General features: G+C 70.7%; 7 protein-coding genes. 4 read left to right on the forward strand and 3 right to left on the reverse strand.

What is annotated here, in order from left to right; genetic code table 11:
- Positions 1 to 73: 73 nt before the first annotated feature.
- Positions 74 to 3277, forward strand: coding sequence for a BTAD domain-containing putative transcriptional regulator (locus AB0H78_RS04295; RefSeq protein ID WP_363232672.1), 3204 nt, complete (start codon positions 74 to 76; stop codon positions 3275 to 3277).
- Here AB0H78_RS04295 and AB0H78_RS04300 read toward each other — a convergent pair.
- Together AB0H78_RS04300 and AB0H78_RS04305 are read right to left on the reverse strand one after the other, a co-directional pair.
- Positions 3264 to 5108 carry a sigma-70 family RNA polymerase sigma factor gene (locus tag AB0H78_RS04300; RefSeq protein WP_363232673.1) on the reverse strand — a complete coding sequence of 615 codons (1845 nt, stop codon included), beginning with the start codon at positions 5106 to 5108 and terminating at the stop codon, positions 3264 to 3266. The genes AB0H78_RS04295 and AB0H78_RS04300 overlap by 14 nt on opposite strands.
- A 195-nt stretch (positions 5109 to 5303) precedes the next feature.
- Positions 5304 to 6059: a helix-turn-helix domain-containing protein gene (locus AB0H78_RS04305; protein WP_363232674.1), complete on the reverse strand. Its 756-nt coding sequence runs from the start codon at positions 6057 to 6059 to the stop codon at positions 5304 to 5306.
- Between the two features lie 324 nt (positions 6060 to 6383).
- On the opposite strand from AB0H78_RS04305, the gene AB0H78_RS04310 reads away from it, so the two are divergent.
- Together AB0H78_RS04310 and AB0H78_RS04315 are read left to right on the forward strand one after the other, a co-directional pair.
- Positions 6384 to 7724 carry an FAD-dependent oxidoreductase gene (locus AB0H78_RS04310; RefSeq protein ID WP_363232675.1) on the forward strand — a complete coding sequence of 447 codons (1341 nt, stop codon included), beginning with the start codon at positions 6384 to 6386 and terminating at the stop codon, positions 7722 to 7724.
- Between the two features lie 125 nt (positions 7725 to 7849).
- Entirely contained in the window at positions 7850 to 9493 is a 1644-nt protein-coding gene (locus AB0H78_RS04315; protein WP_363232676.1) for a SpoIIE family protein phosphatase, read from the forward strand.
- Here the strand turns inward: AB0H78_RS04315 and AB0H78_RS04320 are convergent.
- Complete coding sequence (locus AB0H78_RS04320; protein ID WP_363232714.1) at positions 9487 to 10782, reverse strand: MFS transporter; 1296 nt, start codon at positions 10780 to 10782, stop codon at positions 9487 to 9489. The genes AB0H78_RS04315 and AB0H78_RS04320 overlap by 7 nt on opposite strands.
- Positions 10783 to 10913: 131 nt before the next feature.
- Here AB0H78_RS04320 and AB0H78_RS04325 point away from each other — a divergent pair, with 131 nt between their 5' ends.
- Positions 10914 to 11456, forward strand: a complete 543-nt coding sequence (locus AB0H78_RS04325; RefSeq protein WP_363232677.1) for a MarR family transcriptional regulator — start codon at positions 10914 to 10916, stop codon at positions 11454 to 11456.
- The last annotated feature ends 450 nt before the right edge of the window (positions 11457 to 11906 follow it).

Below are 11906 nucleotides of genomic sequence, written 5' to 3' on the forward strand. Positions count from 1 at the left end.
GAGGTCCGGGGGCAGAACCCCCGAAACACCGGCCCGCGCCCCGTAAACCGATCGAACCGGCGACAATGGCCCCGTGCGGTACCTCATCCTCGGCGCCACAGAGGCGCAAGACGACCACGGCACCGCCCTCCCCATCGGCGGCCCCCGCCTCCGCGCTGCCCTGGCGGCCCTCGCGCTGCGCGCAGGCCGCGCCACCCCCACCCAGGACCTCATCGACGACATCTGGGGCGCCGACCCGCCCCACGACGCCCCCGCCGCCCTCCAGGCGCTGATCGCCCGCCTCCGCCGCACCCTCGGCAAGGACGCGATCACCTCGGCCCCCGGCGGCTACCGCCTCGAAGCGGACCGCACCCAGATCGACCTGTACGACTTCGAGCAGCGCACCCGCGCAGCCGCAGCCCAGCTCGAATCAGCGGCGCCCGCCGAAGCAGCGGACACCCTCCGCGCCGCCCTCGCCCTCTGGCGCGGCCCCGCCCTGGCCGACCTCCACGGCACCGACCACGCCGTACGCCCCGAGGCCCAGCGCCGGGCCGCCCACCGCCTCCGTATCGAGGCGGACCTGCGCGCGGGCGCCGACCCCGCCGCGCTCCTCCCCGAGCTGACGGAACTGACCACCGCACACCCCTACGACGAACCCCTCCACGCCCAGCTCATCCGCGCCCTGCGCGCAGCGGGCCGACCGGCCGAGGCACTCCACACGTACGAGGAGACCCGCCGCATCCTCGCCGAAGGCCTCGGTACCGACCCGGGCCCCGAACTCCAGGCGCTGCACGCCGAGTTGCTCACAGGCGAACCGGCCACACCACTCCCCGCCCCCAGCGCCCCGAACGCGCCCCGGCCCGGCCTCCGCCCCCGCCTCACCTCCTTCGTAGGCCGCGAGCCCGACATCGCGGCCCTCCGCGAAGACCTCACCGCCTCCCGCCTCGTCACCCTCATCGGCCCCGGCGGCTCCGGCAAGACCCGCCTCGCCGAAGAGGCCGCGGCCCCCGACCCCACCGCCCACCTCGTCGAACTCGCCCCCCTCGACCACCCCGAAGCCGTACCCGGTGCGGTCCTCAGCGCCCTCGGCCTCCGCGAGACGACGCTCTTCACCCGCGACCGCGAGACGATGTCCGCCACCTCCACCGCCGACGACCCGATGACCCACCTCGTCGACTACTGCGGAAGCCGCCCCCTCCTCCTCATCCTCGACAACTGCGAGCACGTCATCGAGGCGGCCGCAGCCCTCGCCGAGACCCTCCTCACCCGCTGCCCCGACCTCCGCATCCTGGCGACCAGCCGCGAACCCCTGGGCGTCCCCGGCGAATCGATCCGCCCCGTCGACCCGCTCCCGCCCGACCCGGCCCACCGCCTCTTCACGGAGCGCGCCCGAGCCGTCCGCCCCGACTTCGACCCGCATACGGACGACGACCCGCAGACCCCCGCCGCCATCGCGGAGATCTGCCGCCGCCTCGACGGCCTCCCGCTCGCCATCGAACTCGCCGCGGCCCGCCTGCGCCTCCTCACCCCCCGCCAGATCGCCGACCGCCTCGACGACCGATTCCGCCTCCTCACCTCGGGCGCCCGCACGGTCCTGCCCCGCCAGCAGACCCTCCGCGCGGTCGTCGACTGGTCCTGGGACCTCCTCTCCCCCCGCGAGCACACCGCCCTGCGCGCCCTCTCCGTGTTCGCCGGCGGCTGGGACCTGGCCGCCGCCGAGTCCGTGGGCGTACCCCCCGACGACATGGCGGCCCTCGTCGACAAGTCCCTCCTGGTCACCGCCCCCACCCCCACCGGCATGCGCTACCGGATGCTGGAGACCATCCACGAGTACGCGACCGAGCGCGCGGCCCAGACCCCCGAAGCCCTCGCAGCGACCCGCCGCGCCCACACCGCCCACTACCTCGCCCTCGCCGAGGAGTCCGCCCCCCTCATCCGCTCCGGAGCCCAACTCCCCTGGATCCGGCGCATCGAGACGGAGCTGGACAACCTCCGCGCGGCCCTGCGCCACACCATCGCCGCCCCCGACGAGCCCTCCGCACTGCGCCTCACGGAGTCGCTCGGCTGGTTCTGGTGGCTGCGCAACTACCGCCGCGAGGGCGCCGAATGGACCGAGCGCATCATTCCGATGGGAGACGACCCCACCGACACCGACGACCCCCGGTACTGGCCGCGCATGCGCCTGCGCCTCCTCCTGGTCTGCCTCGCCTCCGAAGCCGCCCCGCACGAGAGGAGGCTCGGACCCGACGAGGAGCGCACCCTCGCCCGGATCCAGGACGCCTACTCCCACGGCGGCCCTGAAGCGGCGAGCTTCCCCGGACTGCTCTGGCCGTTCACCATGTTCGGCAACGAAGCCCCGCAGTTCGCGCGCGAGAACCTCGACTCCGTGGTCGCCAACTGCCGTCGGTACGGCGGCGAATGGGAGATCGGCATCGCCCTGATGTTCCGTACGCACGTCTCCATCGACCTGCCCGGCGGCATGGAAGGCGTAGACGACGACCTCGCCGAACTCCGCGCACTCGGCGCCCGCGTGGGCGACCGCTGGATGCGCGCCCAGGTCTCCTCCGCCACCGGCGAGGCCTGCATGGCGCGAGGCGACATCGAGGGCGCCAGGGCGGCGTACGAGGAAGCGCTCCACCTCGCCCGCGAGGTCGGCGCCCACGCCGAGGCCCCGTTCCTGATCGGCCGCCTCGCCGAACTCGCCTACCGCGACGGCGATATGGACAAGGCGGAGAAGACGCTCGACGAGTCGTCCGAGGAGGCCGAACAGTTCGGTGTCTGGGACGCCCGCGCCTTCGTCAGCGTGCTGCGCGCCACCATCGCCCTCGACCGCGACGACGTGGTCCGCGCCCACACCGAGCACGACCAGGCCGTCGCCGCCCTCACGCGTGGCACCCCGCCGCCCCAGTTCACCGTGATCCTCACCAACGTCCGCGCCCGCCTGACCGCGTACGAGGAGGGCCCCGAGGCAGGGGCCCGCGCCATGACGTCGGCGTTCCGCTCCGCATGGGAACTGCAGTGCGCGGACCAGGTGGTGGCATCCACGGCCGAGGGCGCCGCAGCGGTGATCGCCGAAGCCGGAGCCCTCGCCCTCGCCGCCCGCATGCTCTCCGCCGCCACCGTCTGGCGGGCCGACTGCCCCCGCTCCGTCCCCGAACTGACCCTCGCGCGCACCGTCGAGGAGCAGGCCCTGCGGACCCTCGGCACCGAGGGTTACGAGGCCGAGCGCGCGGCCGGCGCCGCGCTGACCCCCGAAGAGGTCAGCGTCCAGCTCGAAGCGGAGTTCAGCGGCAGCTGATCCGCGACTCGGCCCAGTCGGCGAGCGCCACCGAACCGAAGGGCGTGTGCGGTTCGACGACCAGCCTGATCGTCCTGACCCCGGTGATCGGGACATGCACGGGCACCGCCGCGTCGTTGCCGTGCACGACCGGCGACTGCCACAGCCGCACCCCGTCCCCGTAGACCGAGAACCGGACCGCGCCGAGTCCCATCGTCAGGTCGTCGACCCCGGCCATCGCGTCGTACGTCGTGCACTGGCGGTTGAGATCGATGGTCACCGACGAGCGGGCGTGCACGGTCACCCCGTACGCATAGCGATGATCGGCGACGGACATCCCCCACCGCTGCCACAGCCAACTGCTCTCGCCCAGCAGCACTTCCGGCCCGGTGTGGTCACCGAAGAGTGAGTAGTCGAGCTGGTTGACCTGGTACTGGGCGGGGGCGGGGGGAGGCGTCGGCTTCGGGGTGGGCTTGGGCGTCGGCTTCGGCGGCGGAGGCGTGGGCCTGGGCGTGGGCTTCGGGGTCGGCTTGGGCGTCGGGGGAGGCGTCGGCGAAGGCGTGGGAGACGGCGGTGTGGGAGTCGGCGTCGGCTTCGGGGGAGTGGGCTTGGGCGTCGGCGTCGGGGTGACGACGGGCTGTGCGACGGGCGGCGGTGCGGCCTTCGGCTCGGGCGGTGCGTCACCCCCGGACAGCGCGTACGCGAGCCCGGCAGCGGCAGCCACCACGACGCCCGCGCCGATCGCGACCTTCGCCGGAGCCCCGAGACCTTCCGCGGCGGCCCCACCACCTGCGGCGCCACCGGCGGACGAGCCGCCCGTGGCGGCGGCAGCGGCGCCCGCGCCGGCTGCCCCGGCCACACCCGCGGCCCCGATCCCGGCGGCCTTCAGCGCGAACCCGCCGGCGAACCAGCCGATGACAGCGACCGGAAGCAGCGCGGGAATCCCTGCGTTGACGTCCTTCAACTCACCTGCGGCCACCCGGCACTTGGCGCACTCCTCCAAGTGCTTGCGGAGCCCGCGCTCGGCCCGCATCCGCAGCCCGCCGCGCGCATACGCGCCCAGCCGGTCCGCGTACCGCGCACAGTCCCCGCCACTGGTGAGCGCCTGACTCACATGCGCCTGCAGATAGGCCTGCTTGAGCCCTTCACGGGCCCGACTGGCCAGCACGGCGGTCGCATTGGCGGTCAGCCCGAACAGCGGGGCGACATCGCTCGGCGACTCCTCCTCGACGGTGGTGTGCCAGAGCACCGCCTGCCACCGCTCGGGCAGCGACCTGAAGGCCGTCATGGCGAGCGATTCCTCGGCGATCTGCATCGCCCGCACCTCGGCGCCCAGATCCAGAGTGTCCTGGTCGGAGACCTCGCTCCCGGATGTCCTGGCCGCCTGGTCGGCGAAGACGGCGAAATCCTCGACCAGTTGCTCGCGCTTGGCGGTCTTGGTCCAGGCCGCAGCGACGCGCCGCACGGTGGTCAGCAGATAGGCCCGTACGGCCTGCTGAGGACCGGCCCCGCCCCGTACGGCCTGCAGGGTCCGGGCGAAGACCTCGGCGGTCAGGTCGTCGGCGGTGTGCGCATCCCGGCAGCAGGTACGCGCATAACGCCGCACCGCCTCCGAGTGCCGGCGGAACAGTTCCTCATAGGCGCTGTCCGCATTCTCCCGGCCGAGCCGCATCTCCTCGATCAAGTCGGCGTCGGAGGGGCCCAGTTCGGCGGCGCGCGGAGGCGGCAGCACACTGCTCGTGCTGCCGCCCGCGCTGCCGCCTTCACGCTGTTCCGGAACACGGCGGGCGGGCAGCCCACCGGCCTCCGCCTCACCGCCACCGGGTGACTCGTCCCGCCCGTCAACGCTCATAGCGGAAGCCCCCGTACGCACCCTCAGACCCAAACACCGAGCCAGAGTGGCACAGAGCCGACCCCGACCGAACATTCAGGCCCGGCAACCACTCATCCGGGGTGACTTCCCGAATCGGAGCACTAACCCTCACCCGTTCGGGGAAGGCTCAACAGGCGTCCCACGGCGCGTACATGCACCGACCGGCACAAACCCTCACAGAGGCCGCGACCGCAGCCCCTCCAGCAGAATGTCCAGCAACCGCGACGAAGCCGCCGCCTGCTGCGTCGCATCCGGCAGCGAAGGAGCAGCCGTGGCTATCACCAGGAGCACGTCCGCCACGGTCACGTCACCCCGCAGCTCACCCGCCGCCCGCGCCCGGTCCACCAGCTGACCGACGACCTCGAGCAGCTCGGCCGCCCCGGTGTCGTCCAGCTCGGCCTCGGTCCCCGCGCCGCCGTCGACCAACCGGATCCCGGTGGCCACCCGCTGCTGGGGCACCCGCTCCTCGGAGGGGAGTGCCGCGTCGTCCAGTACACCGGACTCCTCGACACCGACCCGCAGGACCTGAGGCGGCAGCAGCCGCCCCGCACCCGAGGCCACCGAGGTCCGCAGGAAGCGCGACAGCGCCGACCACGGCTCCTCTTCCTGCCCAAGTGCCGTACGCGCCTGATCGGTCAGCCGGGAGGTCTCCTCCTCGGCGATCCGCCGCACCAGTACGTCCTTGCTCGGGAACCGGCGGTACACCGTCCCGACGCCGACCCTGGCCCGGCGCGCCACGTCCTCCATCGGCGCCCCGTACCCGAGCTCGCCGAACACCTCGCGAGCGGCCCGCAGTACGTGTTCCAGATTGCGCTGTGCGTCCACGCGAAGCGGCGCCGAGCGCGCGGTCGATCCCGACCGCCCGTTGCTCTCCGCCGATGCCGACGCCGATACGGCGGCAGCCTGCCAATGAGTGTCCTGAACATGCATAAGCGTTCCCCCGGTAATGACGTCTCCCCCCGGAGACTCCCCGCCTGACCGCCGGAGCCCAAAAGCGACACCCCGACGAGCTACGAACATAGTTGAGCCGGGGTCAATACAGAAGGGGGTAGTTCCGCACGGTGCGCCCCCCGATCGGAGTATGGAGTGGAACCTTCCTGATTCCCCCCACCCCGCCCACCCCTTTCCCACCCCCTGACCTGCGCACCTTCCCTCTCATCCAGCAGAACTGAGGCCCCGCCGCGCCCACCCGGCCCAGTCACACAATTTGCCGGGGCTGTGGACAAAGTCGAGCGGTCGTTGCGTCATGGGACAGTGACTCAACCTGTGCGCGTTCTCGTCGTCGGCGGCGGCTACGTCGGTCTGTACACCGCTCTGCGTCTGCAGCGGAAGCTGAAGAGCGGTGAAGCGGAGGTCACCGTCGTGTCCCCCGATCCGTACATGACCTATCAGCCGTTCCTCCCCGAGGCAGCCGCAGGATCGATCTCCCCGCGCCACGTCGTGGTCCCGCTGCGCAGCGTCCTCGACAAGTGCAAGATCGTCATCGGCGAGGCCGACCGCATCGACCACGCGAAGCGCACCGCCACGGTCACCACCCTCGCCAGCCCCGAGGACGGCACCGGCTCCATCGAGATCGGTTACGACCACCTCGTCCTCGCGCCCGGCTCGGTCTCCCGCACCCTCCCGGTCCCCGGCCTCGCCGAGTTCGGCATCGGATTCAAGACCGTGGAAGAGGCCATCGGCCTGCGCAACCACGTCATCGAGCAGATGGACATCGCCTCCGCCACCCGCGATCCCGCGATCCGCGACGCGGCCCTCACCTTCGTCTTCGTGGGCGGCGGTTACGCAGGCGTCGAGGCCCTGGGCGAACTCGAGGACATGGCGCGCTACGCGTCCCGCTACTACCACAACGTAAAGGCCGAGGACATGAAGTGGATCCTGGTCGAGGCGACCGGCCGGATCCTCCCCGAAGTCGGCGACGAGATGGGCAAGTACGCGATCCGCGAGCTCCGCAACCGCAACATCGACGTACGCCTGGAGACCCGCCTCGAGTCCTGCACGGACCGTGTGGCGGTCCTCTCCGACGGCGCCCGCTTCCCCAACCGCACCCTGGTCTGGACGGCCGGCGTCAAACCCCACCCGATCCTGGCCGCCTCCGACCTCCCCCGCAACGAACGCGGCCGCCTCAGCTGTACGGCCCAGCTCGCCGTCGAAGGCGTCGAGAACGCCTGGGCGGCAGGGGACGCGGCAGCGGTACCCGACCTGACCTCCGACGAGCCGGGCAAGGAGTGCGCACCCAACGCCCAGCACGCCGTACGCCAGGCCAAGGTCCTCGCGGAGAACGTCCTCGCGTCCCTCCGGGGCGGGCCCCTCCAGAACTACGAGCACAAGTACGCGGGTTCGGTGGCCTCACTCGGCCTCCACAAGGGCGTCGCCCACGTCTACGGACGGAAACTCAAGGGCTACCCGGCCTGGTTCATGCACCGGGCGTACCACCTGAGCCGCGTCCCCACCTTCAACCGCAAGGCCCGCGTCCTGGCCGAATGGACCCTCGCCGGCCTCTTCAAGCGCGAGATCGTCTCCCTCGGCTCCCTGGAACATCCCCGGGCCGAGTTCGAGTTGGCAGCCGGAGGCGAGCCCAAGAAGCAGCCCTGACCATTGTCAGTGCCTTCGGTCACACTGGACGTGTGACCATAGGTTGGGTTCACACCTGCACAGAGTGATCCGCTGCTCCAACGTGGCAAAGACGCCACAACGACCCACACGAGGCATGAATCTCAGTGAACTTCACACGCTGGAGCGCCCGGCTCCCCGGAACCCCGCGCCGCGCCGCCGCGCGCGCCGACCGCAGTTCCGTGCCAGCAGCCCGCGGTGAGTACGCCCAGCACCCCGACCCGGACGCCCTCGCGTCCGAGGACGAGTTCACCCCCGCGCTCGACGACCTCTCGGTCCGGGAGATCCTCGGCCACCTCCCCGCCCTCGTCGCACTCGTGTACGGACCCGAGCACCGCATCGCGTACGTGAACGACGCGTACGCCGCCGCCTTCGGCCCCCGCCCCACCGGCGCCACCGCCGCCGAAGCCCTCCCCGAGCTGGACGAACTGGGCCTGCTCCCGCTCATGGACCAGGTCCTGCGCAGCGGAAAGCCCCGCACGGTGAAGTCCCGCCGCGTGCAGTCCAAGCCCGGCGAAGGCTCGTACACGGTCACCTGCACTCCGTACGAGGCGTCCGACACGACGGGCGTCCTGATCTTCGCCGCCGACGTCACCGACCACGCCGAGGCAGCCGAACGCCTGCGCACCAGCGAGCGCCGCCACCGAGAAACCGCCGTCACCCTCCAACGCTCGCTCCTCCCCCAGGAGTTGGAGCAGCCGGACGACCTGCGCATCGCGGCCACCTACCAGCCGGGCGGCACGGACGCGGCAGTAGGCGGCGACTGGTACGACGTGATCACCCTCGGCGCGGGCCGAACCGCCCTGGTCATCGGCGACGTCATGGGCCGAGGAGTCCGGGCAGCGGCAGTGATGGGCCAGCTCCGTACGGCAGTGCGCGCGTACGCCCGCCTGGACCTCCCGCCCCACGAGGTCCTGCAGCTCCTGGACGGCCTGGCCTCCGAGATCGACGCCAGCCAGATCGCCACCTGCATCTACGCGGTGCACGACCCCACCGAAGGCCGCCTGGTCTACGCCTCGGCCGGCCACCTCCCCCTCCTCATCCGCGACGAGGACGGCTCGATCCGCAAGGCCGAGGACCACACAGGCCCCCCGCTCGGCACGGGCGGCTGGATGCACACCTCGGGCGAGATCGCGCTGCCCGAAGGCTCCACCGCGGTCCTCTACACGGACGGCCTGGTGGAACGACGCAGCGAGGACATCGACGAGGGAGTGGACGCCCTCGAACGAGCGCTGTCCGGTGCGACAGGCACCCCCCAGACGATCTGCGACCGCCTGATGCGCTCCCTCAACATCACCGCGGAACACGACGACGACGTAGCGGTCCTCGTGGTCCAGCACCCCTCCCGCAAGGGCGCCACGGCCGAGCTCTTCCACAACGCGGCGCTGGACCTGCTGGGCGGAGTGGAAGCGGCCCCCCGAGCCCGCGCCTTCGCCTCAGGAGTCCTGGCCTCCTGGCGCTTCTCCTCGGAACTCCACGACCTGGGGGTACTGGCGGCCAGCGAGCTGGTGGCCAATTCCCTCCAGCACGGCACCCCGCCCATGCGCCTGCGCCTGCGCCGCACGGACCGCCGCCTGATCATCGAGGTGACCGACGGCGACGACCACCTCCCGCGCCGCCGCCACGCGGAACCGGCGGACGAGGCGGGCCGCGGCATCTCGATCATCGCCACGATCGCCTCGTCCTGGGGCTCCCGCCGCACTCCGGGCGGCGGCAAAGCGGTCTGGTGCGAGTTCGCCCTGCCTCACTGAACGGCAGGCACAGCCACCTCGGGCACATTGCTCGCAACGATCCGCGAGGGAGCGTGGGCGAGCGAAGGCCGGTCCTGTACGGGACTGAGCCGCCGCCCCAGCCACACCGCGAGCACACTGACGCCGAGCGAGCAGACGACGAGCATCCAGATGTACGCGGTGAAGAACCCGCCCCCGGCCATGAGCCCGCCGACGGCAGGCCCAAGGGCCAGCGCCAGCTGCTTGACCAGCGCGAAGGCCGAGTTGTACTGACCGATCATCCGCGCCGGAGCCAGATCGGCGACCAGCGGAGCGACGGTGGGCGACAACATGGCCTCGCCCAGCCCGAAGAGCGCGTACGTCGAAATGATCAGCGTCACCGCGATCGCATGCCCGCCGGACACCATCCCCGAAGCCCCGGCAGCCAGCCAGGCCACGGTCCAGATCAGCCCGACAAGAGCGATGACACGGCTGCGCCGCCGCTTCTCGGTAAGCCGAAGCACGACAAACTGAGCCAGCACGATCATCGCGGTGTTGGCGGCCAGAGCAATGCCGAGCGTGGACGGCTGAATGTGCGAGACCTCGGTCGCATACGCGGACAGCCCGGACTCGAACTGCCCGTAGCAGGCGAAGAACATCACGAAGCCCAGCGCACACAGCACGACCATGGACCGGTCCCCGAGCAGCGCCCGCCAGCCCCCGCCGGCCTTGGCGGACTCCACCGTCTCACCGCCCCACGAAACCTTCGGCAGCTTCACGGTCGCGATCACCGCACCGAGCACGAGGAACATCGCGGCCTCGATGGCGAAGAGCCGGATGAAGGATCCCGGGTCGGAGGTGTCGACGATGAGACCGCCGATGAGCCCCCCGACGCCGAGCCCCAGGTTGTTGAGGAAGAACTGCGTGGCAAAGGCCCGGGACCGCGTAGTGGTGGTCGAGCACCACACGATCATCGTGGCGAGCGCAGGCTGAATCACGGCGATGCCCATACCCAGCGCGGCCGCAGCCGCGATCAGCACAGGAGCGGTGGAGCCGAGCCCGAGCCCGAGCGACCCGGTGGCGGCGGTGACCGTACCCACGATGGCAACGGGAAGAGGCCCGCGCTGATCGATGACCCGCCCGGTGAAGGGCAGCACCACCAGTGCGGCCAGGGCAAAGGTCATCAGTACGACCCCGGCCGTCCCCGGCCCCAGGTCACGCACCTGGGACACGTAGATGAACGTGAAGGGGACGGTGAAGCCATTGCCGAACGCGCTCAGCGCGTTCCCCAGCTGAATCCGGCGCAGCGCAGCGCCCATCGCGGTGGTCACACTCACCTACCTAGGTTGGTCGAAGTCCGTGAAGCACTGAAGCCCAAAGACTTCAACACTAAAATTAGAACCTCAACAATACACATAGAAGGACTTAGACGCCACCGCGTATCAGTGGGATACTCCCCGGCATGCCTGAAGACCCGACCGAACCGACCCTCGACGAACAGATCGCGGCGTACCAGCGCGAGTTCCGCGACCTCGACCCCCAGGTCGAGAAGGTCGTCACGGCCCTGGGCCGCCTCAACCGCCGCATGAACGTCGGCTACGGTCGCCAGCTCGCCGCGCTCGGCATCAGCAACGCCGAGTGGGAGGTCCTCAAGACCCTTGTCCTGGCCGGCACCCCGTACCGCATGGGCCCGGGCGAACTGGCGAAGCGCCTGGGCCTCACCCCGGCGGCCATGACCCACCGCATCGACCGCATGGCGGGAGAAGGCCTGGTCACGCGCGACCGGGACGAGAACAACCGCGTCCGCGTCATCGTCGAGCTGACGGACGAGGGCCGTACGAAGTGGCTGGAGGCGATGCGGGCGGCCACGACCTTCGAGGAGGAACTCCTCCAGGACCTCTCCGGCAAGGATCGAGGCGCCCTGGGCGAGATGCTGATCCGCCTCCTGCGCCGCGTGGAGGACGCCCAGCCCGACGCCGGCGGCCGCCTCACGGACCTCGACTGACCGGGGGTTGACACCCCTGACACAGCTCTGTAAGGTTCTTCGAGTTGTCGCGGAGCCGTAACGGTTCTTCGACAACCATCCCGCCGCGAAAGCGGCAACCAAACTCTCAGCACGACATCCCACCGGGGACAATTTCGGCATGCCGAAATTGATAACCGAGACTCGATTATGAGTCACCGGGAAGAACCGCTAGAGTTTGAGACGTCGGAACGGCCCAACAGCCGCAAAGACAACCGGACTTCAGGCCCGAAAGGATCTGATAGAGTCGGACTCGCCGGAAAGGGAAACCTGAAAGGCACCGAGGAAATCGGACAGAACAAAGTCTGATAGAGTCGGAAACGCAAGACCGAAGGGGAGCGCCCGGAGGAAAGCCCGAGAGGGTGAGTACAAAGGAAGCGTCCGTTCCTTGAGAACTCAACAGCGTGCCAAAAGTCAACGCCAGATATGTTG

This window comes from Streptomyces sp. NPDC050738, assembly GCF_040654175.1.
Taxonomy (GTDB): Bacteria; Actinomycetota; Actinomycetes; order Streptomycetales; family Streptomycetaceae; genus Streptomyces.